The sequence below is a fragment of the Kitasatospora sp. NPDC053057 genome, from assembly GCF_044546945.1.
Lineage (GTDB): Bacteria > Actinomycetota > Actinomycetes > Streptomycetales > Streptomycetaceae > Kitasatospora.
In genome coordinates, this window is the sequence record NZ_JBITZP010000001.1 from 87,400 (window position 1) to 110,507 (window position 23,108).

The window sequence follows — 23,108 nt, forward strand, 5'->3', positions numbered from 1 at the left end:
GATGGACTTCCCCAGGGCGCTGCGCGAGCGCCGTACCGACCGCCGGCTCAGCCAACTCGACCTCGCCACCCGGGCGGGCACCACCCAGCGGCACCTCAGCTTCATCGAGTCCGGTCGCTCCGTCCCCGGCCGGGGCATGGTGGTGCGCCTCGCCGAGTCGCTCGACCTGCCGCTGCGCGAGCGCAACGAGCTGTTGTTGGCGGCCGGTTACGCCCCCGTCTACCCGGAGAGCCCGCTGGACGGGCCGCAGCTGGCCCCCGTCCGGGCGGCGATCGACCACCTGCTGGCCGGGCACCTGCCCTACCCCGCGCTGGTGGTGGACCGCCGCGGCGACGTGGTGGCGGCGAACGAGGCGGTGGACGTGATCACGGCGGGCGCCGACCCGCGCCTGGTCGGGCCCGGGACCAACGCCTACCGGCTCGCCCTGCACCCGGACGGGCTGGCGCCACGCATCCTCAACTTCGCCGCCTGGGGCCGGCATATCGTCGAACGCACCCGTCATCTGGGCGAGCTGCACGATGAGTTGAGCTCATACGTGCCAGAAGTCGAGGTGGGAGAGCAGCACTTGGGCTTCGCGGTGCCACTGGAACTGCGGACCGGGCTCGGTGAGCTGCACCTGATGACGACGGTGACCACCTTCGCCACCGCCGTCGACGTCACGCTCGCCGAACTGATGCTGGAGGCCTTCCTGCCCGCCGACGCCCGGACCGCGGAGCTGCTGCTCAGAGCCCGGGGAACTGGTAGTCGGCGGTGATCCGCCCGTCGGCGCCCAGGACGACGAACTCCACGCCGCCGCCCGCGAGGTCACCGGTCTCGACGGACACCATCTCCCAGGTGAACCGGACGACGTCGCGCAGCCGCACGGCGTCCTCCCGGGCCCGGAAGGTGAACTCCCCGGGTGCCACGAACTCCTGGTACGCCCGGGTGACGCGGAACTCCAACTCCCGGTAACCGCGCGCCTCCAGCACCGGCTCCGGGAAGCCGACCCGAACGGCCTCGGTGCGGATCTCCTCCGGCGGGTGCACCAGGTGCACGCCGTCCTCGGACCATAGCCGCTCGATCGCCTTCCGGCGTGCTCCGGCGTCCGGCTCCGTCCACAAGGCGGCGTAACGGTCGGCGAGTTGCTGGGCAGTGTTGGTCATCATCGACTCCTCGGGGTGTCCGGTCGGTCACGGTGCACCCCATCCTCGGAGGGGCGCCGCAGCCGGACAATTCCCGCCCAGGAATGGCACCGTCGGCGGTTGACCTCCGGGCCGGCGGTGCGGTCAGGCGCGCGCCCGCAGGCCGTCGAGCACCAGCGTGAACAGGTGGTCGCGGCGCTCGGCCAGGGCGGGGGTCTGGTGGTCGATCCAGCTCAGCGCGTTGGCGAGGGCGAAGAGGTCGACCGCTTCGACGTCCGGGCGGATCACCCCCTCCCGCTGGGCCGCGGCGAGCAGCCGGCCACCGGCCTGCCGCATCCGCAGGCAGCTGGCGTGCAGGGCGGAGTCCGGGTCGTGCAGGGTGGCCAGCAGGGTGGCCGGGAGGCCGTGGTAGGCGCCCGCGCCGAGGGTGAACTCGTGGAGCCAGTCGGCCAGGGCGGCTTCGGCCGGTGCCTCTGCGCCGAGGGCGTCGGCGCGCTCGGCGAGCTGCTCGAAGCGGCGGCCGAGCAAGGCCGCGAGCAGGTCCTCCCGGGTGGGGAAGTGCCGGTAGAGCGTGCCGAGGCCGACCCCGGCGCGGCGGGCGACGTCGCGCAGCGAGGCCTGGGTGCCCTGCTCGGACACCAGGGCGGTCGCTTCGACCAGGATCCGGTCGCGGTTGCGCTGGGCGTCGGCGCGCGGCGCGCGCGGCTCCTCGGACATGGCTCTCCTCGACGTTGACAATCGGAGCACTGCTCCGGTTAATCTTTTCCGGAGCAGTGCTCCGGATTCTATCCGGGGCCGTCCGTCCTGCGTTGGGGGAGACACATGGGAACCGGAACGACCATGCGTGCCGTCCGGCTGCACGCCTTCGGCGAGCCCGAGGTGCTGGTGTACGAGGAGGTGCCGCGGCCGGTGCCGGGGCCCGGCGAGGTGCTGGTCCGGGTCCACGCGGCGGGCGTCAACCCGCTCGACTGGTACGCGCGGCAGGGCTTCCCGAACCTCCCCCGGGACCGGCGTCCCCCCTGGCGGCCGCCGCTCGTCCTCGGCAGCGACGTCTCCGGCACGGTCGCGGCGCTCGGCGGCCCCGACACCGGGTGGCGCGTCGGCGAAGAGGTCTTCGGACTCGTCAGGTTCCCGGGCCTCTCGTCCGGCTACGCCGAGTACGTCGTCGCCCCGGCCGCCGCCCTTGCCCGCAAGCCGGCCTCCCTCGGGCACCTGGAGGCCGCCGCCGTCCCGATGGCGGGGCTGACCGCGTACCAGTTCCTGCACCGGTACCTGGGCTACGCCGGGGGAGGGCCGGCCGTGGTCAACGGCGCGGCCGGCGGAGTCGGGCACTTCGCGCTCCAACTGCTGCGACTGGCCAGGGCGGAGGAGGTCGTCGCGGTCGCCTCCGGGCGGCACGAGGAGTTCCTGCGCGGGCTCGGCGCCGACCGCTTCGTGGACTACACCCGCACCCCGGTCGCCGAAGCCGTCCACGACGCCGACCTGCTGTTCGACACCGTCGGCGGCCCCGACGCCCACCGGCTGCTGCCCGCCCTGCGGCGCGGCGGCCGGGTCGTCCCGGTCTACCTCGGCGACTACCGGCCGCAGCGGGCGGCCGAACTCGGGGTGGTGCTGCACGAAGGCCTCTGGCAGGTCCGCTCCAGCGGCGCCGACCTCGCCGAACTGGCCGCCCTGCTGGCGGACGGGCGGCTCCGGGTCGCGCTGGACAGCACCTACCCGCTGCCCGAGGCGGCGGCCGCCCACCGCAGGGCGGAACGGGGGCACATCCAGGGCAAGATCGTCCTCCGGGTGCGCGAGTAGCGCTGCGGGCCCTTCCGCTCCGGGTCTGGGGCGCCGAGGGCTTCCCCGGCATCGTGGCCTGGTCCAGCGGCTTCACCGTGCTGGCCGGGAGTCCGGGGCTGGGCCATGGCCGGGTTGGGCGAGCACCGGAGCACCGGAGGTCTCAGGGCACCAGCAGTCGCAGGGCCTCCCGCCGTACCGTGACCTCGACCGGGAGGGTGGTGATGAACTCGCCGTCGGCGTAGGCGGTGATGCCCGGGGACTCGATCCGCAGCGACTCGGTGCGGAGCGTGGTGACCTCGGGGTGGTCGGTGTGGGTGCCCTTGAAGAGGGTGGGGAAGAAGCGGGCGATCCGCAGGCGGGGCATGGCGTCGACCAGGGTGAGGTCGAGCAGGCCGTCGTCGGGCAGGGCGGAGGGGCAGATCAGCATGCCGCCGCCGTAGCTGCGGGTGTTGCCGACGGCGGCGAGGGTGAGGTCGCGTTCGATGACGGTGCCGTCGGCGAGGGTGATCCGGAAGGGCAGGGGCCGCAGGTTGGCGAACTCGGCGAGGATGGCGAGGTTGTAGCGCATCCGGCCGCGGGGCCAGCGCAGCCGGTTGGCGCGGTCGCTGACCAGGGAGTCGAAGCCGGTGGCGAGGACCGAGCCGTACCAGCGGACCGCGCCGTCCGGGCCGGTGATCCGGCCGAGGTCGATGGTGCGGGTGCGGCCGGCGGCGATGACGTCGGCGGCGGCCTCGGGGTCGCCGAGCGGCAGGCCGTACTCGCGGGCGTGGTCGTTGCCGGTGCCGGCCGGTACGACGCCGAGCGGGACGGTGCCGTCGGCGAGGGCCTGGAGGGCGAGGTTGATCATGCCGTCGCCGCCGACGACGACCACCGCGTCCGCACCGCCGGCCGCCGCCTCGCGGGCGAGGCGGACGGCGTCGTCGGCGGAGCGCCCGGCCTGCGGTTCGACCTCGACGCCGAGGGCGCGCAGTCGGGCGACGGCCCGGTGGGCGGCGGGTTCGGCGTGGCCGATGCCCGCCGCCGGGTTGGTGAGAACGGTGACCCTGCGGACAGCGGTTCTCCGCCCGGTCACGGGATCAGCTTGCCGGGGTTGAGGATGCCCGCCGGGTCGAGCTCGGCCTTGACGGCGCGCAGGATGCGCACGCCCAGGTCGCCGATCTCCTCGGTCATCCAGGGCCGGTGGTCGGCGCCGACCGCGTGGTGGTGGGTGATGGTGCCGCCAGCGCCGATGATGGCGTCGCCGGCGGCCTGCTTGGCGGCGCCCCACTGGGTGAGCGGGTCCTCGCCGAGGGCGGCGACGACGGTGAAGTAGAGCGAGGCGCCGGTCGGGTAGACGTGCGAGATGTGGCACAGGACGAGCGCGCCGGGCAGGGAGCCGGTCAGGGCCTCGGTGACGGCGGTGCGGAGCTGCGCCAGGTCACTCCAACCGGCCGCCGTCTCCAGGGTCTCGCACAGCGCGCCCGCGTTGAGCAGCGAGTCGCGCAGGTAGGGGGCGTTGAACCGGCCGTGCTCCCAGGCCCGGGCGGGCGCCTCGCCGAGCGAGGTGCCGCCGGCGGCGAGCAGGGCCTCGCGGGTGAGGTCGTGCCGGGCGGCGACCTGCTCGGCGTCGCCCTCGAAGACGGTGACGGCCAGGCAGCCGCTGACCGCCGGGGAGCCGCCGATCTGCTCGGTCATGGCGAGGTTGACCATGGTCTCGGCCTCGTCGGAGAGCCGGATGACGGTCGGGCCGGTGCCCTGCTGCTCGACGGCGCGCAGCGCGGCCGTTCCGGTGGCGAAGTCGGGGAAGCTCCACGCCTCGTAGGCCTTGACGGCGGGCAGCGGGTGGACGCGCAGGCGGACGGCGGTGATCACGCCGAGGGTGCCCTCGGAGCCGAGGAAGAGCTGGCGCAGGTCGGGGCCGGCGGCCGAGGCGGGGCCGCGGCCGAGTTCGAGCGTCCCGGCGGGGGTGACGATGCGCAGGCCGCGGACCATCTCGTCGAAGCGCCCGTAGCCGGCGGAGTCCTGGCCGGAGGAGCGGGTGGCCGCGAAACCGCCGATGGTGGCGAAGCGGAAGCTCTGCGGGTAGTGGCCGAGTTCCCAGCCGCGTTCGGCGAGCAGGGCTTCCGCGGCGGGCCCGGTGAGGCCGGCGCCGAGGACGGCTTCGCCGGAGGTCTCGTCGAGGGCGTGGAGGCGGTCGAGGCGGCGCAGGTCGAGCGAGACGACGGCCTCGAAGCCGCCGCGCTCGGGGTCCAGGCCGCCGACGACGCTGGTGCCGCCGCCGAACGGGACGACGGCGATCCGGCGTTCGGCGCACACGGCGAGGACGGCGGCGATCTCGGTCTCGTCGCCGGGCACGACCACGGCGTCCGGCGCGTCCTGCGGCTCGCGGCTGCGGCGGCGCAGCAGGTCGGGGGTGGACTTGCCGCCGGCCCGGGGCAGGCGGTCGGCGTCGGCGGCGCTGACGTGCGCCTCGCCGACGGCGGCGGCCAGCGCCTTGAGGGCGTCGGCGGTGATCCGGGAGGGACGCAGCACGACCTCGGCGGCGCTCGGCCCGGGGGCGGCGTCGCCGGTGACGCCGAGGGCGGCGGCGAGCAGTCCCTTGATGTCGGCGGACAGCTCCTTGGCGAGGGCCGGGTCGCCCCAGGCGTCCCATTTCATCGGGGGGAGCGGCAGCGCGGCGCCGGCTGCCCCTGCTTGCGTCTCAGGTGCCATGCGTTACAGTTTCACACATCATGTCAAGTAGTAACGCCACGGCCGGAGTGCCGCGCAGTACCGACGACGCGATCCTGGACGCCGCCGCCGACCTGATCGTCCACCTCGGCGTCCGCCGCACCCAGCTGGCGGAGATCGCGCGCCGCGCCGGGGTCAGCCGCCCGACCGTCTACCGGCGCTGGCCGGACGTCCAGGCGGTGATCGGCGCGCTGCTCACCCGCGAGATCCTGGCCACCCTGGAGGGCACCCCGCTGGACGTCCGCGACCGGGAGACCTTCGTGGACCGGGTCGTCGAGGTCGCCGTACGGCTGCGCGACCACCCGGTGCTCGGCGCGCTGCTCCACTCCGACGACTCCGACCTGCTGCTCCAGTACGTGGTCGAGCGGCTCGGCGCCAGCCAGCGCGGCCTGCTGGAGGCGTTGCGCACCGGCATCGAGCGGGGGCAGGCCGAGGGCTCGATCCGGGCCGGCGAGCCGACCGAACTGGCCGCCATGGTCCTGCTGATCGCCCAGTCCACCGTCCAGTCGCACCGCATGGTCGCCTCCCTGCTGCCCGAGGCGGCCTGGCGGCGCGAACTGGCCAGAGCGCTGAACGGATACCTCGCGCCATGACCTCCCATGCAGGCCGCACCGCCGGTCCGTCCGGTTCGTCCGGTCCGTCCGCTCGTCCGTCCGCCGGCCCCTTCGCCGGAACCGGCCAACTCAACGGCGTCCGCCGGACGGTGGAGCTCGACGCACTCGCCGAGGACCCGCGCGTCGACCTGCTGGTGATCGGCGGCGGCGTCACCGGCGTCGGGGTGGCGCTGGACGCCGCCGCGCGCGGCCTGCGGACCGTCCTGGTCGAGGCCCGCGACCTCGCCTTCGGCACCAGCCGCTGGAGCTCCAAGCTGGTGCACGGCGGCCTGCGCTACCTCGCCTCCGGGCGGGTCAAGGTGGCCCGGGAGAGTGCCGTCGAGCGCGACGTGCTGATGACCCGCACGGCCCCGCACCTGATCCGCGCGCTGCCCCAACTGGTCCCGCTGCTCCCGGACTTGCTGCGCCCTGGCCAGGCCTCGCTGATCCGCGCGGGCTTCCACGCCGGGGACGCGCTGCGGCTGAGCGCGGGGACGCCGGGCGCCCTGCTGCCCCGGGTGCGCCGGATCGACGCGGCCCGGACGCGCCAGCTGGTCCCGGGCGTGCGGACGGCCGGCCTGCGCGGGGCGCTGGTCGCGCACGACGGCCAACTGGTGGACGACGCCCGGCTGGTGGTCGCCCTGGCGCGCACCGCCGCGCAGTACGGGGCGAGCGTGCTGACCCGGGTGCGGGCCGAGTCCGTCACCGGGACGTCCGCCCGGCTGGTCGACGCGCTGAGCGGCCAGACGCTGACCGTCACCGCGGGCGCGGTCGTCAACGCCACCGGGGTGTGGGCGGGCGAGGTGGACACCTCGATCAAGCTGCGGCCCAGCCGCGGCACCCACCTGCTGGTGGACGCCGCGACCCTCGGGTACCCGGTGGCGGCGCTCACCGTGCCCGTCCCCGGCTCCACCAGCCGCTTCGTCTTCGCGCTGCCGCAGCAGCTCGGCCGGGTGGCGATCGGGCTGACCGACGAGGACGCCCCGGGCCCGATCCCGGACGAGCCGCAGCCCACCGAGGCCGAGCTGACCTTCCTCCTGGACACCGTCAACGCGGCCCTCGCCACCGCGCTGACCAGGGCGGACGTACGCGGCGCCTACGCCGGACTGCGTCCGCTGATCGACACCGGGGGCGGCAGCACCGCCGACATCTCCCGCGAGCACGCGGTGCTGGAGTCCCCGTCCGGGATGATCACCGTGGTCGGCGGCAAGCTCACCACCTACCGGCGGATGGCCGAGGACGCGGTGGACGCCGCCGTCCGGCTGCGCGGCCTGCCCGCCCGGACCTGCTGGACGGCCCGCCTGCCGCTGGTCGGCGCCCCCGGCCACCGCGACAGCCGCCCGGCCCCGGCCGGCGGGGTGCCCGCCTCGCTGCTCGCCCGGCACGGCGGAGTGGCCCACGAGGTGCTGGCGGCAGGGGAGTTGTCGCCGCTGGCGGAGGGCCTGGACGTGACCCGCGCCGAGGTCGCCTACGCGGTCACCCACGAGGGCGCCCTGGACGTCGCCGACGTCCTCGACCGCCGGACCAGGATCGGCCTGGTCGCGGAGGACGCAGAGCGGGCCCGGAAGGCGGTCGAGGAGATCATCGCGGAGACCGTGGCGGAGTAGCGGTAGCGGCAGCGGCAACGAAGGCCGGTACGGCGATCCGCCGTACCGGCCTTCGTGTGGGCGGACGCCGCTACTCGGCCCTGGCCGGTGCCTGGAGGTTCCAGAGCCGGCCGTCGGGGTCGCGGACGGTCGCCAGCCTGCTCCCGAAGTGGGTGTCCTCGAACGGGGTACGGAAGGACGGAAGGGCAGAAGAGCAGAAGCGGTGCTTCAGCGGGCGGTGTGCTCCGGCATCGGGTGTTCGGCGCCCGCGAGTTCCAGCACGCAGGTCAGCGGGTGCTCCGCCCGGCCCGTGCGGTCCAGCCGTACGGCCAGCGGCCGCGGCGGTTCCTCGGAGAGTTGCCCGGACAGCGTCAGCGGATAGCTGCCGTGGCCGTGGACGCGGTGGAAGGCGCACTCCTTGCCGTCCACCAGCAGTTCGGTCTCGGTGATCCAGCCGGAGCGGACGTTGACGGTGACCGAGTGTCCGCTCTGGTCGAGGTGGAAGCTGTACCGCTGGCGCATGGGAACCTCCCGCGAAGGCCCCGGCAGATCGAGGGCCTCGGAACCGAAGGCCTCGGAACGGCGGCGGCCAGGGGATCCACCGCCAGTCTAGGGCGGCCTCACCCGCCCGGCGCCCCGGCCGGTACGGTGATCGGCGTGCGGAGGGATCCGGGCCGGGGGTGATCGGTTCCCTTCCCCGCCCCTGAGAAATCCCCGGGGCGGGCCCCGCCTGCAGGCGGATTCTCGTGATCTCTACAGTGCTGTAGATTCGTCCGCAGGGAGAGATCCGAGGAGGGCATTGTGGGAGTTTCGCTGGCCAAGGGCGGCAACGTCTCGCTGAGCAAGGAGGCGCCCGGTCTGAGCGCCGTGATCGTGGGTCTCGGCTGGGACGTTCGCACCACCACCGGGGCCGACTACGACCTGGACGCCAGTGCGCTGCTGTGCAACGCGCTCGGCAAGGTGGTCTCGGACCAGCACTTCGTCTTCTTCAACAACCTTCGCAGCCCCGAGGGTTCGGTCGAGCACAGCGGCGACAACCTGACCGGTGGCGGCGACGGCGACGACGAGCAGATCAAGGTCGACCTGGCCCGGGTGCCGGCCGACGTCGCCAAGGTGGTCTTCCCGGTGTCGATCTACGACGCCGACGCCCGGCTGCAGAACTTCGGCCAGGTCCGCAACGCCTTCATCCGGATCGTCAACCAGGCCAACGGGCAGGAGATCGCCCGCTACGACCTGACCGAGGACGCCTCGACCGAGACCGCGATGGTCTTCGGCGAGCTGTACCGCAACGGCGTCGAGTGGAAGTTCCGTGCGATAGGCCAGGGTTACGCCTCCGGCCTGCGCGGCATCGCCACCGACTACGGCGTGAACGTCTGATCCACCCGGTTCAGCGGGCGGGCCGGCTCAGCCGGTCCGCCCGAGCGCGTGCCCGCCGAACCCGCCGCTGCCGGTGAGCTGTTCCCGCCACCAGACGGCCATCGCCGGCTCGTCCATGGCCGACCAGTCCGGCGCCGCGGTGACCTGCGCCCGGCCCAGCGTCCGGCCCAGGTTCACCAACTCCAGCCCTGCCACGGTCCGTTCGCGGTCGTAGGCGGCCAGCAGGGGCGACCACGATCCGCCGCCGAGCCGCCGTCCGGCCTGCTCGAAGGCGTGGGCGTCCTGGAGGGCCTTCACCGCGCCGCTGGTGTTGTGCGGGCGCACGACGGTCGCCGCGTCGCCGCCGATGAACAGTCGCCCGGCGATGCGGTGCGGGGTCGCCAGGTCGTAGACGGGCTGCAGCAGAGTGCGTTCGCGCGGGGTCAGCGCGATCACGCCCGCCCAGTACGGCGGCAGCTGTCGCTCGGCGAACTCCCGCATGCCGTCCAGCTGTCGGTCGGTGAGGGCGCCCGCGGCGACGGCGGTCGGACCGTCCAGGCGCAGCCAGTCCGGGGTCGGCGCGTAGAAGACCCAGTTCACCTGGGTGGTACCGGGGGTGAGTCCGGGGATGCGGTAGATCACCACCTGGCCGCCGCGGTAGCAGACGGTGATGCACTCCTCCTCCGGCCAGACCCCGGCCCCGCCGGGCAGTCCGGCCAGCAGCGCGGAGTCGAAGCTGCCGCGCCAGCACACGTACCCGGCGTACTCGGGCACGGCCTGCGGGCAGACGGCCGCGCGGACCACCGACCGGTAGCCGTCCGCGCCGATCACCAGGTCGTACGGGGTGCGGGTGCCGTCGGCCTCCTCGACCCAGGCGCCGCCGTGCCCGCCGTGCCCGCCGCTCTCGTTGCTCCCGCCGTGCCCGTCGGTCCGGCGGCTCTCGTTGCTCCCGTCGCTCTCGTTGCCGACGGCCGTGACCGTGGTGCCCAGCCGGTACTCCACCGCCGCGGGCGCGCTCTCGCGCAGGGCCTGCCAGAGCACCGCCCAGTGGTGGGAGTGGAACGGGAAGGGCTGGGCCCAGAGCAGCCGCCCGCGCCCCTGGGGGCCGTCGCCGCGCCCGGTCGGCTTCCGGGTGACCCAGCTGCGCACGGTGAGCCGGTGGCGGCGGGTGTCCGGGGCGAGATGACCGGCGTCGACCAGCTCGGCGAAGCGGTCGTTGTGGGTGCAGATCCCCAGGCCGCGGTCCTCCAGCCGGCCCGGGCTGCGTTCCAGCACCACGACCCGCTCCGCGCCGAGCCTGGCCGCCGCCCCGGCGAACGCGCTCCCGGCGATGCTGCCCCCGACCACGGCCACCGAGCCACCCCGCACGGCCGCCCCCTCTCCCGAGCCCGTGATGCCGGTGCCGGCGCTGTCGGGACACGACGATACGCCGCCGGGTCGGGGCGCGGGGCCGGTACGGACATCCTCGGCGGACGGAGCCTATGCAACTAGTTGCATAGCGCGGCAACCGTCCCCTACTCTGCGGTAACAATCCGGGAGACACCTCCCACCGGCCACCCCTTCAGGAGACGTCGATGAGTGCGAACCCCGGCAGCAGCCGCTACCCGCACCTGCTCAGCCCGCTCGACCTCGGCTTCACCACCCTGCCCAACCGGGTGATCATGGGCTCGATGCACGTCGGCCTGGAGGAGGCCCCTGGCGGCTACGAGCGGATGGCCGCCTTCTACGCCGAGCGCGCCCGCGGCGGCGTCGGCCTGATCGTCACCGGCGGCATCGCCCCCAACGAGGCCGGGCGCCCCTGGGACGGCGGCGCGATGCTGACCACCGAGGAGGAGGCCGACGAGCACCGGGTGGTCACCGACGCCGTGCACGCCGCCGGCGGGAAGATCGCCCTGCAGATCCTGCACTTCGGCCGCTACGCCTACCACCGCGACCTGGTCGCCCCCAGCGCCCTGCAGGCCCCGATCAGCCCCTTCGTGCCCAACGAGCTCACCGCCGAGCAGGTCGAGCAGACCATCGAGGACTTCGCCCGCTGCGCCGAACTCGCCCGCCGGGCCGGCTACGACGGCGTCGAGATCATGGGCTCCGAGGGCTATCTGATCAACGAGTTCATCGTCGCCGCGACGAACCGCCGCGAGGACGAGTGGGGCGGCCCCTACGAGCGGCGGATGCGCTTCCCGGTGGAGATCGTCCGCCGGGTCCGCGAGCGGGTCGGCGAGGACTTCATCATCGTCTACCGGCTCTCCATGCTCGACCTCGTCCCCGGCGGCTCGACCCTGGACGAGGTCGTCCGGCTCGCCCAGGCCGTCGAGGCCGCCGGGGCCAGCATCATCAACACCGGCATCGGCTGGCACGAGGCCCGCATCCCGACCATCGCCACCTCCGTGCCGCGCGGCGCCTTCGCCTGGGTCACCCGGCGGGTGATGGGCAAGGTCGGCATCCCGCTGGTCACCACCAACCGCATCAACACCCCCGAGATCGCCGAGCAGTTGCTCGCCGAGGGCAACGCCGACCTGGTCTCGATGGCCCGCCCGCTGCTCGCCGACGCCGACTTCGTCGCCAAGGCGCGCGAGGACCGCGCCGACTCCATCAACACCTGCATCGGCTGCAACCAGGCCTGCCTGGACCACACCTTCAACCTCCAGATCACCTCCTGCCTGGTCAACCCGCGCGCCTGCCACGAGACCGAACTCGTCCTCGCCCCCACCAAGTCGCGCAAGAGCATCGGTGTCGTCGGGGCTGGACCGGCCGGCCTCGCGTTCGCCGTCTCCGCCGCCGAACGCGGCCACGCCGTCACCCTGTACGACGCCGCCGAGAGCGTCGGCGGGCAGCTGAACATCGCCCGGCGGATCCCCGGCAAGGAGGAGTTCAACGAGACGCTGCGCTACTTCCGCACCCGGCTGGCCGAGTTGGACGTCACGCTGCGGCTCGGCGCCCTGGTGACCGCGGAGCAGCTGGCCGGTGCGGGGCACGACGAGATCGTCCTCGCGACCGGTGTCACGCCCCGAACTCCCGCCGACATCCCGGGAATCGACCACCCCAGCGTGCTCGGCTACCTGGACGTGCTGCGGGACGGCGCACCCGTCGGCGAGCGGGTCGCCATCCTCGGTGCGGGCGGGATCGGCTTCGACGTGGCCGAGTTCCTCACCGACCAGGGCGACGAGGCGAGCCTCAACCCGCCGGTGTTCCAGGCGAAGTGGGGCATCGACCCGGAGTACCGCGAGCGCGGCGGCCTGCGCGCGCCCGAGCGGCCGAAGCCCCCGCGCAGCGTCCACCTGCTGCAGCGCAAGATTGGCAAGGTCGGCGCCGGACTCGGCAAGACCACCGGCTGGATCCACCGCACCGAGCTCAAGCACCGCGGCGTCACCATGGTCGCCGGCGCCACGTACGACCTGATCGACGACGCCGGCCTGCACTTCACCGTCGACGGCGAGCGCCAACTCCTGCCCGTGGACACCGTGGTGCTCTGCACCGGCCAGGAGCCGCGCCGCGACCTCGACGAGGCGCTGCGCGAGCGCGGCCTGTCCGTGCACGTGATCGGCGGCGCGGACGTGGCGGCCGAGTTGGACGCCAAGCGGGCCATCAAGCAGGGCACGGAGCTGGCCGCGGCCATCTGACGTCGGGTAGCCGGGGGGCTACCCGGCGCACCGGGGCCCGCAGCGGCGAGCTGCGGGCCCTGCTGCTTCTGCCTTCCGGTCGTCGTCGTTGACCTGCGACGATGACCGCCCGCGCGCCCTGCCCGGCGGCCGGTGGGAGACTGGTGCCCTGTCCCTGCCCGACCTCTCGACCGGGGGCCAGCATGTCCCTCCCGAGGCGTATCCACGCCCTCACCGTCGCGGTCCTGGTCGCGGCGGCCACCCTCGGCCCGGCGTGCGCCGCCGGTGCCGCTGACGTCGCCGATGACGCACCCGCTCAGGCGCTGCCCTCCGCCGACCAGCTGAAGTCGGCGCTGCTCACCGTGAACGACCTCGGCCCGGGCTACACCGAGGTGCCGACCACCGGGAGCCCCAGCCCCAGCCCCAGCCCGAGCGCGAACCCGACCCCCGTCAGCGGCTGCGACGCGCTGAGCGCCCTGATCAACATGCACGCCACCGCGCCCGGCCCCGCGACCCCGCACGCCGAGACCGAACTCGACGGCCAGGACGGCAATCCGATGGTGACCGAGTCCCTCACGGCCGAGGACCCCGCCAGACTCGCCACCGATCTCAACACCGCCACCGACGCGTTCAAGACCTGCCACACCATCACCTTCAACGCAGGCACCGAAGAATCGGTGACCTTCACCGTCACCCCCGTCACCCTCGGCGACCGCCAGGACGCCCCCGCCGTCCGCCTCGACGGCACCCTCGCCGGCGTCCAGCTCAACGCCTACGTCGGCATCGAACGCTTCGGCACCGTCGGCATGGTCTACGGCTTCTTCCAGCGCCAGGGCTCTGACGGCCAGACCGCCTCGATGCAGTACCGCACCGCCGTCGCCAAGGTCGAACGCGCCCTCGGCACCACCGCCGGCAGCACCACCCCGCCCACCGCCTCCGCCACCCAGGGCATGTCGGTCTGACGCCGGCGGCCTCGGGCACGAAGGGGGACGGGCGGCCGCACCCCCGTTGCGGCCGCCCGTCCCCGGTGTCACGGCAGGAACTTGACCTCCGGGAAGCGCGGAGACGGCCCGTCGAGCAGGGAGCCGCGGCGGTGGCGGAGGTGGAGGTCGAAGAAGGCGAGCGGGTAGGCCTGCTGGATGCGGACCGAGCTGTCGGTGGGGAGCGTGCCGACCATCTGCTGGACCTGCTGCTCGGGAATACCGAGCAGCTTGCCCACCTGTGGCATCAGCACCGCGGCGTCGCCGTACGAGTTGTGGCGGACGCCGTCGGCCTGGATGTTGAGCCGCCAGCCGCGCAGGTGGTTCCAGAAGGCCACCGCCTCCGGGTCCTGGTCACGGCCGAATTCGGCGGTCAGCATCAGGAACGGGCGGTCGAGGTCGGTGACGGTGATCCCCTGCATCGGCCCGTCGATGCTGAAGCCGGCCCGGACGCGGCGGTCGGCCATCATGGCGGCAGCGGTGGCCGAGCCGCCCTTGGACCAGCCGAACATGCCGATGTCGAGCGGGTCGGGGGCACCGAGCAGGCCGTCGGGCAGGGGCTTGCCGTCGACGTCGGGGTTGCGCCCGGCGGCGATCTCCTCGATGCAGTCCAGCACGAAGCGCGCGTCGGCGGCGTAGTCCCGCGGGCCCAGGTTGGGCGCGCCGTCGATCCATGGGGTGAGGACGCGGCCGTCGGGGAACTCGGTGAAGGCGTCCCAGGTGTGGTCGACGGTGACCACGACGTAGCCGTGGCTGGCGAGTTCCTGGACGACGACGGTGTTGACGGCCCGGTGGGTGTGGGCGCCGTGCGAGTAGACGACGACGGGCGGGCGGTGGCCGGTGCGGTGGACGGGCGCGCCCAGGCGGGCCGCGGTGAGCGGGGTGCAGGAAGGTGGGAGCTTGAAGCCGAAGTCGTCCAGGTAGGCCTTCATGGCGCCGTCGGTCATCCAGGGCGCGAGCGGCAGCTCGTCGGCCCGCTTGGCCGGGTACCAGACGCTCGCCATCAGCTCGCGGTAGCGGCCGGCCCCGGCGAACGGGTCCGGCCGGGAGATGTCGCGCAGGTGCAGGGCGACCGTGCCGACGCGGTGCGGGCCGGTGGGCTCGGGCAGGGTGAGCCGCCCGGGCGCGGGAGCGGGGGTCGGGGCCGGGGCGGGGGCGTCCGCCCGGGCGGTGGAGGCCAGGCCGAGCGGGGCGGCGGCACCCAAGGCGAGGGCGGTGCCCAGCATGCGACGGCGGGTCAGTCCGTTGGGGCTGGTGAACGGCGTGGTGTCCATGCGCCGAACGCTGTCATGCGGCGCGGGGGAGCGGCATCGGCCCACCGGTTGATCTCCCGGCCGCCCGCATTGGCCCACGGGTTTACATCCCCGGTCTGATGCGCGACCGGTCCAACCTGCTGTCATGGTGCGGTGATTGACGGTTCCTAGATCCGGCTGTGCCGACGTGGCGAAAACGGCGGGAGTGGGAAGTCGGTCGGGCCGAGTTCCCACTCCCGTTGTTCCGCGCGCGTCGGGGTCTGCTCAGTTGAAGACCAGGACGTCGGTGCGCATCGGCAGCGAGCTGCCCCAGTCGATGTTGATCTTGAAGGTCACCACGCCGTTGCCGGGGGCGATGCTCGACACCTGGAGGGCGGCGGCGCCGACGAACCGGTTCCCGTTGGAGTCGATCTCGGAGGCGGTGATGACGACGGTCGAGTTGATCCCGATGACGTTCCACGGGAGCCGGAGGTTGAAGATCCCGTGCGACGGGGTCCAGGTCCACCAGGCCCGCCACACGGCACCGACGTTGCCGCCGATGTCCGCGAGGTTCTGGCCGTGGACGGTGGGCTGGGAGTGGTCCGCGATCTGCGGGATCTCGGAGGCGGAGGATTCGGTCGCGGTCATGGCGGCAACTCCTTGCGCCGGGAGAGCCTCAAGCGCTCTCCGAATACTCCGAGTGTCGGTCAGTGTGCGGAGCGTCGCAATCACTCGTGCGGGTGAAGCTCCCGCGCGCCGCGCGCAGCGCGTCACCGTCCACCGGTTCCGGGCCTAGAAGCACGAAGCGACCGGGGGCGTGCTCTTCTCCTCCGCCCCGGTGGCGTTCGGGGGTGTGCCCGATGTGGTCGAGGCGAACCGGGCGGAATCGAGGAGTTCGGCGAAATCGACGCGTCATCAAGACCCCCCTCAAGGGATTGCCCTTGTTTCAAATTGCTTTCGTAGAAGCATAGTGACAATCTGTCATTTTCGGCGTACTCCCAGTGGTCGGTCTGGATGAAGGTTCCATGACAGATCCCCGCTGGTCGGACGGTGGTGCCGTGATGATTCACCAGCTGGTCGGTGATTTGCCGGTATACGCGCGCAGTGTGCCGATTCGTCGGAGTGTCGGGCACTCGGGCGGGCGGCTGGGCTGGTGAAATCCGCCGCTCACGCACTCTTAATGCACATGTTCCTTGTCGAGTGGCCTGCGCCACAGTGCGTATGAAGTCGACCAAGGTACGGTTCTGCTCGCACCTCCGATCGGAGGGGTACCTGCATGCGAGAGCAACAAGGGGGAGCTCAGTCATGTCCGCAATCCAGGACCGCAAGCTCAGCTACTCGAACACCGTCCCGTGCGGCAGCGTCCACCGCGCCGCCATCTGCGAGGTCTTCCTCACCGACTCCGTCCGGGTCTCCGAGGACGAGTACCTCATCGCCGCGCAGCTTCCGCGCGTGCACAGCTACTACAGCGACCACGTCGCCGCCCCGGCCGCCTACGACCCGCTGCTGCTGGTCGAGGTGTTCCGCCAGGCGTCCATCTACGCGGCGCACACCTTCCTCTCCGCCCCGCTCGACAACAAGTTCATCTTCGTCAGCGGCGAGTTGAACATCATGGACCCGGAGGCGCTGCGCATCGGCGCCCGCCCCGGCCGGGGCGAGATCCGGGCCCACCAGGCCGAGCTGAAGCACCGGGACGGCGTGGTCACCGGCAGCACCCTCGACCTCACCCTCTCGGTCGACGGCACGGAAGCCGCGACCATGCGCACGGTGTGCCAGTGGATGCCCGGCACCGCCTGGGACCGGATGCGCGAGAAGGGCCGCGCGGCCCTGACCCTGACGCCGGCCCGGCCGCACCACACCGGCCGCCGGGTCGCCCCGATCGCGGTCGGCCGCACCTCCGCGCAGAACATCGTCCTCGCCGAGGCCGAGGTGCGGGACTGGGAGGTCCGGACCCAGGTCGTGGTCGACCAGACCAATCCGGCCCTCTTCGACCACCCGCTCGACCACATTCCCGGCGCGCTGATCTTCGAGGGCTTCCGGCAGTCCGCGATCTACGCCGCGAACGAGCTGTTCGGCCTCTCGCCGCGCAGCCTGCTGCTCTCCCGCGTGGAGACCGACTTCACCCGCTTCGGCGAGTTCGAGCTGCCCACCGACTGCGTCGTGCGCGTCGTCGAGTCGCCGGTTCCGGACACCGTCGCCTTCGAGATCAGCATGGTCCAGGAGGACCAGCAGATCGCCCGGGCCCGGGTGCACCTCGCCCGGACCAGCCCGATCACGGGCGCTCTGGAGGATCGGTTCGCCTACGCCGCCAGCGCCTGACCAGTGCGACCGGCCTGATCGGCCTGATGGGCAGTCAGCCTGACCGGCGACCGGCCCGGGCGAGCCTGCACGGCCCCGGCATCCCGATCAGCAGCCCGCATCGCTCGACCAGCCCGCACTGCCGTCCCGGCACCACAAGGAGACGCTGCATGTCCAAGCCCATGATCTGGTTCGACTTCGGGGGTGTCCTCTCGCCGCCCCTGGAGGACCTCTTCGACTCGTACCACACCCGTACCGGCATCACCCCCCGCCAGCTGAAGACCGCGCTGGGCACGGTCGCCGGCGAACTGGGCGTCGAGCCTCTCGCGCCCATCGAACTGGCCATGCTCACCGAGGCCGAGTGGGGCCGGTCCATGGTCCGCGCCCTGCGGGACGCCAACCCCGGCATCGACCTGTCCCGGGCGCGCTTCGAGCGCTTCGGCGAGCAGTGGTTCGAGGGGGTGAGCGCCAACCCGGTGATGACCGCGACCGTCCGCCACGCCAAGGAGCAGGGCTTCCGGGTCGGCATCCTCAGCAACAACGTGGCCGAGTGGGAGCCCTACTGGCAGGCGATCGTCGCGCCCGCCGGCGAGGTCGACTGCGTGGTCGACTCCTGCAAGGTCGGGTTCCGCAAGCCCGATCCGGAGATCTTCCGCCTGGCCGAGCAGGAGGCGGGTGTGACGGCCGAGGAGTGCGTGCTGGTGGACGACCTGCCCGAGAACTGCGTGGCCGCCCGCCGTTGCGGCTGGCGCGCCGTGCACTTCCGCAACAGTGCCCAGGCCGTGCGCGAGCTGTCGGGCCTGACCGGCCTGCCCGCCCTCACCTGACCCCTCTGGAGGACGCATGACCACCGTTGTCCGACCCTCGACCGTCACCGCCGTGGACATCCCGAACCTGGACCCCGTCCCGCCGTTCACCCCGCTCGCGGAGCCCGGTCCGGGCGGCCTGCCGATGATCCAGCTGCCCAGCGGTCACCGGGCCGTGCACCTCACCCGGTACGCCGACGTGCACAAGCTGCTCACCGATCCGACGTCCGGCCGCGCCGAGACCAACGTCGACGGCGGGCCGAGCTTCCTGCCCACGGTGATGCCGAAGGAGCTGCTGCTCAACCTCGACGCCCCGGACCACGCCCGGGTGCGCGGCTTCGTCGCCGCCGACTACAGCGCGGCGGGCGTCGAGGGGCTGCGCGGGGTGCTCGACCGGGTGATCGACGAGGGGATCGAGAGACTTCGGCAAGCGCACTCCCCGGACCTGTTCGCCGACCTGGTGGACCGCGTCCCGGTGGCCGTCAACTGCCACTTCCTCGGGGTGCCGGTCGAGGACGTGGACTACTTCCGGCCGTCCTCGCGGGTGATCCAGCTCGCCTCGCACGAGAACGTGCCGGACCTCGTCCAGAACTTCCACCGGGTCTACGGCTACGTCCAGGACCTGGTCACCGGCGCCCGCCCGGTGGTGGCCGGCGGGCTGATCGAGAAGTTCCGGGCCGACCGGGACCGGGTCGAACCGCCGCTGGACGACGCCGAGTTGACCGGCATCTTCTTCGGCTCGTTGCTCGGCGCCGACCAGAACATCGTCTCCGTGCTCACCAAGTCGCTGTACGCCCTGCTCGCCGCCCCGGGGCTGTGGCGACGGCTGGCCGAGGAGCCCGGGATCGCGCCGCGGCTGGCGGAGGAGCTGATCCGGCTCATTCCGCTCGGCACCATCTCCGCGTTCCCGCGCATCGCGGGCCGTGACCTGGAGACCAGCGTGGGCCTGGTGCCGCAGGGCAGCGTCGTCTATCCGGACGCCTTCGCGGCCAACCGCGACCCGGAGGTCTTCCCGGACCCGCTGGTGATCGACCCCGACCGCCAGCCGGCCAAGCGGCACCTGCAGTTCGGCTACGGCATGCACCACTGCATGGGCGCCGCGCTGGCCCGGATGGAGATCGTGGCCGTCCTGACCAGGCTGGCCCGGGAGTTCCCGGGGTTGACGCTGGACGTCGAGCCGGCGGCCGTGCCGTGGGACAGCGGCACGGTCCTGCGCCGGCCGACCGCGCTGCCGGTGCGGTGGTGACACTCCGGTAGGAACGCGCCGAAGGGCGGGTACGGGACGCCGTACCCGCCCTTCGGCGCGCGCGTTCGGGGCCGGCCGCGCCCTATGGCTCGCCGAACCACTCGCGGAGCGTCCCCGCCAGCGGGCCGCCGTCGGAGGCCCAGGCGAGGTAGCCGTCCGGGCGGATCAGTACGGCGTCCCACGGGAGTTGTCGGCTGCTGGTGGCCCGTACGGTGCGCACGACGTGGGACCAGCCCTCGGCCTGCTTGCGGTGCGCCTCCTGGTCGGCGCCGAGGAGCAGGAGCACCGGGCGTCCCGGCTGCAGCAGGCGGGTGACGTCGGTGGGGCCCTCGTCGGTGGTGAGGGGCAGGTTGGGCAGGAACTGGCCCTCCCAGGAGGACCCGTCCGAGGTGCGCGGGGGGTAGGCGGTGTCCTGGGCGCTGATCATGTTGGCCAGGTGGTCGTTGGCCGCGCTCACGCCGAGCAGTTCGGTGAACAGCTCGCGCAGCGGGTCGAGGCCGGGATCGGGCCGCATCAGGGCGAGTTGGGCCCGGGTGTTGTCGACCACCCGGCGGGCGACCGGGCGGCGTTCGGCGTCGTAGGTGTCCAGCAGGTCCTTGCCGGCCGTGCCCTTGATCGTGAGGGCGAGCTTCCAGGCGAGGTTGAGGGCGTCCTGCAGGCCGAGGTTGAGGCCCTGGCCGCCGACCGGGAAGTGCACGTGGGCGGAGTCTCCGGCCAGGAGGACCCGGCCCTTGCGGTAGTCGCTCACCACGCGGGCGAAGTCGTTGAACTTGGAGAAGAACACCGGGTCGGTCATCGGCACCGGGTGGCCGAGGATGCGTTCGGCCTCGGCGCGCAACTCGGCCAGGGTCAGCGGGGAGTGGCGGTCGGCGTGCGGGCCGCGGAAGTCGATGGTGAAGAAGCGGCTGTGTCCGTACGGGTTGACGCCCGCTATGGTCCAGCCGCGGGGGGTGCGGTTCCAGCCGGAGGGCACGCGGTAGGGGTCGGCCAGGCGGACCACGCCGAGCAGGGCGGAGACGGTCGCGGCGTGGGTCTCGGCGGCGAAGCCGAGCTGTTCGCGCACGGTGCTGCGGGCCCCGTCCGTGCCGATGACGTACTCGGCGGTGAACTGCCGTACGCCGTCCGGTCCTTCGGCGGTGACCTCGACGGTGTCCGGGCCCGGCGCGAGTTCGGTGACCCGGTGGCCGCGGAGCACGGTGACGCCCCGGGCGCGGGCACGGTGCTCGAAGTCCCGTTCCAGGTCGGCCTGGGAGCGGCCGACGATGGGGCTCGGCTCGGTGCCGGGGGCGGTGATGACCAGGCCGGGCATGCCGGCGAAGTGGAAGGCGTCGGCGGACGGTCGGGCGAGGGCCGCGTCGGTGCCCTGCGGTGCGCGCAGGTGGCCGCGGCGGGCCAGGCCTTGGACGGTACGGGCGTGCAGGGTGCCGGCCTTGGGCTGGTCGACGGTCTCCGGGTTGGTCTCCAGGACGATCGTGGAGATGCCGTGGTGGCCGAGTTCGGCCGCGACCAGCATGCCCACGGGGCCGCCCCCGACGACGACGACTTGGGCGGTGGTGTGCTTGTGCATGGGGTGGAGCCCTTCGACTGGCGCTGGGGTGACGGACGAGGGCCCGGCACCGCTCGGGGGGGATGCGGTGCCGGGCCGGCTTTCGGGGTGGCAGGTGCCGGGGTGGCTGTTGCCAATGCGTGGTGGGGGTGCGGGAGGGCGGTTCGGGGGTGGCCGCCCTCCCGCGGTCATGGACGGCCCGTCGTTCAGGCCGTGGTCTGCGGTTCGGTCTTCTGCCCGCCGCGGAGCAGGGCGGCGATCACCACGAGCAGCACCACGCCGACGGCCGCGAGTCCCCACAGGACGGAGTGGAAGGCGGAGTCGTAGGCGTTGGCGAGGAAGTCGGTGAAGCCCTTGCGGTCGGTGGCACCGGACAGTTCGGCCGCCCCCGCGAGGTCGCCGCCGGCGGCCTTGGCGGTGACCTGGGCGGCCTGGGTGGCGCCCTCGTGCGCACCGATCCCGTCGGTGACGCGGGTGCCGAGCACGGTCGCCAGCGCGGAGCCGTACACCGCGACGGCGACGGCCTCGCTGCCGAGGCGCAGGGTGTTGAGGAAGCCCGCTGCCATGCCGGCCTTGGCCGGGTCGACCATCTCCAGCGCCTGGCCGTCGACCAGACCGGCCGACAGGCCCATGCCGGCGCCGGTGACCAGCATGGGGGCGGCGAGCGCGAGCACGGTGACGGAGGGGGAGAGCAGGGTGAGCGCGAGGTCGCCCACGACGAGGCAGACCAGGCTCAGGTAGATCAGGGTGAGCGCGGAGACGCCGCGGCCGACCAGCTTGGCGGCGAGCATCGGCAGGATCAGCACCGGGGCGGTCAGCAGCAGCATGAGCAGGCCTGCGGCGCCGGTGTCGCGCCCGGTGACGGCGGTGAGGTAGCTCGGCAGGTAGGTGAGCATGGTGACGAAGCCGAAGGAGGCGGCGACCGGGACGAGGCACAGGCCGACGAAGCGGCGGTTGCGCAGCACGCTCAGGTCGAGCATCGGGTGCGCGCTGCGGTTCTCGACGGCGACGAACACGACGAGGACGACGACCGCGCCGACGAACAGTCCGAGCACGCCCGCGCTGCCCCAACCCCACTGCGAGCCCTGCACGATGGCGGTGGTGAGCAGCACCATGGCGACCACGAACAGCGCGCTGCCGGGGACGTCGATCCGCCCGCCGCTGCCGCCGTCGGAGGGCATGGCGCGGGAGACGGCGGGTACGGCGAGCAGCACCAGGGCCAGGGCGACGGCGTGCACCGCGAACACCCAGCGCCAGCCCAGGCCCTGCACCAGCGCACCGGCCAGGGACGGGCCGATGGCGACGCCGATGCCGGCGATGGTGCCGAACATCGCGAAGGCCTTGGCGCGGGCGGGGCCGTCGAAGACGGTGGAGATGATCGCGGCGCCGCAGGAGAAGATCGCCGCGCCGCCGATGCCGGTGAGGGCGCGGGCGGCGTCCAGCCAGACCACGTTGGTGGCGACGGCGCTGGCGAGCGAGCCGAGGGCGTAGAGAGCGACGCCGGCGGCGAAGGCCTTGACCCGGCCGATGACGTCCGCGATCGAGCCCCAGACCAGGGTGAAGCAGGCGAAAGCGACGTTGAAGGCGTTCACCACCCACTGCAGCGGGGCCAGGTCGGCGTGGGTGCTGGTGCCGATGTCGGGGAGGGCGACGGCGGTACCGGAGATGGACATCGGTACGACGAACACCGCGAGGAGAACCGCCGCGAGGGTTAGCGTACGGCCGGGCGCTGGCCCGTCCGTTGCGACGGCGGGCGTGGCAGACGACGTGGTCTGCGTACTCATGTGGCACAACTCCAGGCTTGGCCCGGCCGCTGGGCGGCCAGGTAAGGATTTGATCGAACCTTACGGTGCCATGAGAACGAGGTACGATGCAACCCATACCTCATGGAGGAGGAGTCGATTCCGATGCCCGACGCCGAAGGCCACCCCTCGATCGAGGAAATGGACCTGCGCACCGTCCTGAACGCGCTCGCCGATCCACTGCGCTACGGGGTGGTCGCGGCCCTGCTGCGGGAAGCGGAGGGGACGGCCCGCACCTGCGCCTCCTTCAACCTCCCGGTCTCCAAGTCCACGATCACCCACCACTTCCGCGTCCTGCGCGAAGCCGGCCTGGTCCGCCAGGTCGACCGCGGCAACAACCGCGCGGCGACCCTGCGCCGGGAGGACCTCGACAAGCGCTTCCCCGGGCTGCTGGACCTCATGCGCGCCAACCCCTGACCCGCCCTGAGGTGTGCCGACGGGCCGAACTCCCGTCG

21 protein-coding genes are annotated in these 23,108 nt (G+C 73.1%); 11 read left to right on the top strand and 10 right to left on the bottom strand.

Going from position 1 to position 23,108, the window contains the following annotated elements; all coding sequences use genetic code 11:
- Position 1: 1 nt before the first annotated feature.
- Positions 2 to 754: a helix-turn-helix domain-containing protein gene (locus ACIG5E_RS00375; RefSeq protein ID WP_396530522.1), complete on the top strand. Its 753-nt coding sequence runs from the start codon at positions 2 to 4 to the stop codon at positions 752 to 754.
- On the opposite strand, the gene ACIG5E_RS00380 is transcribed toward ACIG5E_RS00375, so the two are convergent.
- Together ACIG5E_RS00380 and ACIG5E_RS00385 are read right to left on the bottom strand one after the other, a co-directional pair.
- Positions 723 to 1,142, bottom strand: a complete 420-nt coding sequence (locus ACIG5E_RS00380; RefSeq protein WP_396530523.1) for a hypothetical protein — start codon at positions 1,140 to 1,142, stop codon at positions 723 to 725. The two genes, ACIG5E_RS00375 and ACIG5E_RS00380, sit on opposite strands and share 32 nt — an antisense overlap.
- A 123-nt stretch (positions 1,143 to 1,265) precedes the next feature.
- Positions 1,266 to 1,838, bottom strand: coding sequence for a TetR/AcrR family transcriptional regulator (locus ACIG5E_RS00385; RefSeq protein ID WP_396530524.1), 573 nt, complete (start codon positions 1,836 to 1,838; stop codon positions 1,266 to 1,268).
- A gap of 105 nt (positions 1,839 to 1,943) precedes the next feature.
- Between ACIG5E_RS00385 and ACIG5E_RS00390 the strand changes: the two genes are divergently transcribed.
- Positions 1,944 to 2,921: an NADP-dependent oxidoreductase gene (locus tag ACIG5E_RS00390; protein ID WP_396530525.1), complete on the top strand. Its 978-nt coding sequence runs from the start codon at positions 1,944 to 1,946 to the stop codon at positions 2,919 to 2,921.
- Positions 2,922 to 3,063: 142 nt separating this feature from the next.
- Here the strand turns inward: ACIG5E_RS00390 and ACIG5E_RS00395 are convergent, their stop codons facing one another.
- Positions 3,064 to 3,975 (bottom strand): diacylglycerol kinase, encoded by a 912-nt coding sequence (locus ACIG5E_RS00395; RefSeq protein ID WP_396530527.1) that lies wholly within the window; start codon positions 3,973 to 3,975, stop codon positions 3,064 to 3,066.
- Positions 3,972 to 5,594 carry an FAD-binding oxidoreductase gene (locus ACIG5E_RS00400; protein ID WP_396530528.1) on the bottom strand — a complete coding sequence of 541 codons (1,623 nt, stop codon included), beginning with the start codon at positions 5,592 to 5,594 and terminating at the stop codon, positions 3,972 to 3,974. Before ACIG5E_RS00400 ends, ACIG5E_RS00395 begins: the two co-directional genes overlap by 4 nt.
- 20 nt (positions 5,595 to 5,614) lie before the next feature.
- Between ACIG5E_RS00400 and ACIG5E_RS00405 the strand changes: the two genes are divergently transcribed.
- Both ACIG5E_RS00405 and ACIG5E_RS00410 read left to right on the top strand, forming a co-directional pair.
- On the top strand, positions 5,615 to 6,205 hold the full coding sequence (locus ACIG5E_RS00405) for a TetR/AcrR family transcriptional regulator (RefSeq protein ID WP_396530529.1): 591 nt from the start codon (positions 5,615 to 5,617) through the stop codon (positions 6,203 to 6,205).
- Positions 6,202 to 7,812 carry a glycerol-3-phosphate dehydrogenase/oxidase gene (locus ACIG5E_RS00410; protein ID WP_396530530.1) on the top strand — a complete coding sequence of 537 codons (1,611 nt, stop codon included), beginning with the start codon at positions 6,202 to 6,204 and terminating at the stop codon, positions 7,810 to 7,812. The genes ACIG5E_RS00405 and ACIG5E_RS00410 overlap by 4 nt, the downstream gene beginning before the upstream one ends.
- 207 nt (positions 7,813 to 8,019) lie before the next feature.
- Here ACIG5E_RS00410 and ACIG5E_RS00415 read toward each other — a convergent pair whose 3' ends face one another.
- Positions 8,020 to 8,313: a hypothetical protein gene (locus ACIG5E_RS00415; RefSeq protein WP_396530531.1), complete on the bottom strand. Its 294-nt coding sequence runs from the start codon at positions 8,311 to 8,313 to the stop codon at positions 8,020 to 8,022.
- A gap of 279 nt (positions 8,314 to 8,592) precedes the next feature.
- On the opposite strand from ACIG5E_RS00415, the gene ACIG5E_RS00420 reads away from it, so the two are divergent.
- Positions 8,593 to 9,168, top strand: coding sequence for a TerD family protein (locus ACIG5E_RS00420; RefSeq protein WP_396530533.1), 576 nt, complete (start codon positions 8,593 to 8,595; stop codon positions 9,166 to 9,168).
- Positions 9,169 to 9,195: 27 nt separating this feature from the next.
- On the opposite strand, the gene ACIG5E_RS00425 is transcribed toward ACIG5E_RS00420, so the two are convergent.
- Positions 9,196 to 10,500 carry a monooxygenase gene (locus tag ACIG5E_RS00425; RefSeq protein ID WP_396530534.1) on the bottom strand — a complete coding sequence of 435 codons (1,305 nt, stop codon included), beginning with the start codon at positions 10,498 to 10,500 and terminating at the stop codon, positions 9,196 to 9,198.
- Between the two features lie 221 nt (positions 10,501 to 10,721).
- Between ACIG5E_RS00425 and ACIG5E_RS00430 the strand changes: the two genes are divergently transcribed.
- Together ACIG5E_RS00430 and ACIG5E_RS00435 are read left to right on the top strand one after the other, a co-directional pair.
- Complete coding sequence (locus tag ACIG5E_RS00430; RefSeq protein WP_396530535.1) at positions 10,722 to 12,764, top strand: FAD-dependent oxidoreductase; 2,043 nt, start codon at positions 10,722 to 10,724, stop codon at positions 12,762 to 12,764.
- Positions 12,765 to 12,946: 182 nt separating this feature from the next.
- Positions 12,947 to 13,705, top strand: coding sequence for a hypothetical protein (locus ACIG5E_RS00435; protein WP_396530537.1), 759 nt, complete (start codon positions 12,947 to 12,949; stop codon positions 13,703 to 13,705).
- A gap of 68 nt (positions 13,706 to 13,773) precedes the next feature.
- Here the strand turns inward: ACIG5E_RS00435 and ACIG5E_RS00440 are convergent, their stop codons facing one another.
- Together ACIG5E_RS00440 and ACIG5E_RS00445 are read right to left on the bottom strand one after the other, a co-directional pair.
- Complete coding sequence (locus tag ACIG5E_RS00440) at positions 13,774 to 14,997, bottom strand: acetylhydrolase (protein WP_396530538.1); 1,224 nt, start codon at positions 14,995 to 14,997, stop codon at positions 13,774 to 13,776.
- 243 nt (positions 14,998 to 15,240) lie between these two features.
- On the bottom strand, positions 15,241 to 15,603 hold the full coding sequence (locus ACIG5E_RS00445) for a hypothetical protein (RefSeq protein ID WP_396530539.1): 363 nt from the start codon (positions 15,601 to 15,603) through the stop codon (positions 15,241 to 15,243).
- A 657-nt stretch (positions 15,604 to 16,260) separates the two neighbouring features.
- Here ACIG5E_RS00445 and ACIG5E_RS00450 point away from each other — a divergent pair.
- The 3 genes from ACIG5E_RS00450 (at position 16,261) to ACIG5E_RS00460 (ending at position 19,305) form a co-directional block, all read left to right on the top strand.
- Positions 16,261 to 17,274: a ScbA/BarX family gamma-butyrolactone biosynthesis protein gene (locus ACIG5E_RS00450; RefSeq protein WP_396530540.1), complete on the top strand. Its 1,014-nt coding sequence runs from the start codon at positions 16,261 to 16,263 to the stop codon at positions 17,272 to 17,274.
- Between the two features lie 149 nt (positions 17,275 to 17,423).
- Positions 17,424 to 18,080 carry an HAD family hydrolase gene (locus ACIG5E_RS00455; RefSeq protein ID WP_396530542.1) on the top strand — a complete coding sequence of 219 codons (657 nt, stop codon included), beginning with the start codon at positions 17,424 to 17,426 and terminating at the stop codon, positions 18,078 to 18,080.
- Between the two features lie 16 nt (positions 18,081 to 18,096).
- Positions 18,097 to 19,305 (top strand): cytochrome P450, encoded by a 1,209-nt coding sequence (locus tag ACIG5E_RS00460; RefSeq protein WP_396530543.1) that lies wholly within the window; start codon positions 18,097 to 18,099, stop codon positions 19,303 to 19,305.
- A gap of 82 nt (positions 19,306 to 19,387) precedes the next feature.
- Here ACIG5E_RS00460 and ACIG5E_RS00465 read toward each other — a convergent pair whose 3' ends face one another.
- Together ACIG5E_RS00465 and ACIG5E_RS00470 are read right to left on the bottom strand one after the other, a co-directional pair.
- Positions 19,388 to 20,872, bottom strand: coding sequence for an FAD-dependent monooxygenase (locus ACIG5E_RS00465; protein ID WP_396530545.1), 1,485 nt, complete (start codon positions 20,870 to 20,872; stop codon positions 19,388 to 19,390).
- A 185-nt stretch (positions 20,873 to 21,057) separates the two neighbouring features.
- Positions 21,058 to 22,635, bottom strand: a complete 1,578-nt coding sequence (locus ACIG5E_RS00470) for an MFS transporter (RefSeq protein ID WP_396530546.1) — start codon at positions 22,633 to 22,635, stop codon at positions 21,058 to 21,060.
- Between the two features lie 123 nt (positions 22,636 to 22,758).
- Between ACIG5E_RS00470 and ACIG5E_RS00475 the strand changes: the two genes are divergently transcribed.
- On the top strand, positions 22,759 to 23,070 hold the full coding sequence (locus tag ACIG5E_RS00475; protein WP_396237273.1) for an ArsR/SmtB family transcription factor: 312 nt from the start codon (positions 22,759 to 22,761) through the stop codon (positions 23,068 to 23,070).
- The last annotated feature ends 38 nt before the right edge of the window (positions 23,071 to 23,108 follow it).

Bases quoted from the DNA above. Each gene is read 5' to 3' on its own strand.
- ACIG5E_RS00415 (WP_396530531.1), bottom strand. From the start codon at position 8,313: ATGCGCCAGCGGTACAGCTTCCACCTCGACCAGAGCGGACACTCGGTC.
- ACIG5E_RS00385 (WP_396530524.1), bottom strand. From the start codon at position 1,838: ATGTCCGAGGAGCCGCGCGCGCCGCGCGCCGACGCCCAGCGCAACCGC.
- ACIG5E_RS00440 (WP_396530538.1), bottom strand. From the start codon at position 14,997: ATGGACACCACGCCGTTCACCAGCCCCAACGGACTGACCCGCCGTCGC.
- ACIG5E_RS00475 (WP_396237273.1), top strand. From the start codon at position 22,759: ATGCCCGACGCCGAAGGCCACCCCTCGATCGAGGAAATGGACCTGCGC.
- ACIG5E_RS00455 (WP_396530542.1), top strand. From the start codon at position 17,424: ATGTCCAAGCCCATGATCTGGTTCGACTTCGGGGGTGTCCTCTCGCCG.
- ACIG5E_RS00435 (WP_396530537.1), top strand. From the start codon at position 12,947: ATGTCCCTCCCGAGGCGTATCCACGCCCTCACCGTCGCGGTCCTGGTC.
- ACIG5E_RS00460 (WP_396530543.1), top strand. From the start codon at position 18,097: ATGACCACCGTTGTCCGACCCTCGACCGTCACCGCCGTGGACATCCCG.
- ACIG5E_RS00465 (WP_396530545.1), bottom strand. From the start codon at position 20,872: ATGCACAAGCACACCACCGCCCAAGTCGTCGTCGTCGGGGGCGGCCCC.
- ACIG5E_RS00380 (WP_396530523.1), bottom strand. From the start codon at position 1,142: ATGACCAACACTGCCCAGCAACTCGCCGACCGTTACGCCGCCTTGTGG.
- ACIG5E_RS00470 (WP_396530546.1), bottom strand. From the start codon at position 22,635: ATGAGTACGCAGACCACGTCGTCTGCCACGCCCGCCGTCGCAACGGAC.
- ACIG5E_RS00400 (WP_396530528.1), bottom strand. From the start codon at position 5,594: ATGGCACCTGAGACGCAAGCAGGGGCAGCCGGCGCCGCGCTGCCGCTC.
- ACIG5E_RS00410 (WP_396530530.1), top strand. From the start codon at position 6,202: ATGACCTCCCATGCAGGCCGCACCGCCGGTCCGTCCGGTTCGTCCGGT.
- ACIG5E_RS00390 (WP_396530525.1), top strand. From the start codon at position 1,944: ATGGGAACCGGAACGACCATGCGTGCCGTCCGGCTGCACGCCTTCGGC.
- ACIG5E_RS00405 (WP_396530529.1), top strand. From the start codon at position 5,615: ATGTCAAGTAGTAACGCCACGGCCGGAGTGCCGCGCAGTACCGACGAC.
- ACIG5E_RS00450 (WP_396530540.1), top strand. From the start codon at position 16,261: ATGTCCGCAATCCAGGACCGCAAGCTCAGCTACTCGAACACCGTCCCG.
- ACIG5E_RS00445 (WP_396530539.1), bottom strand. From the start codon at position 15,603: ATGACCGCGACCGAATCCTCCGCCTCCGAGATCCCGCAGATCGCGGAC.
- ACIG5E_RS00430 (WP_396530535.1), top strand. From the start codon at position 10,722: ATGAGTGCGAACCCCGGCAGCAGCCGCTACCCGCACCTGCTCAGCCCG.
- ACIG5E_RS00375 (WP_396530522.1), top strand. From the start codon at position 2: ATGGACTTCCCCAGGGCGCTGCGCGAGCGCCGTACCGACCGCCGGCTC.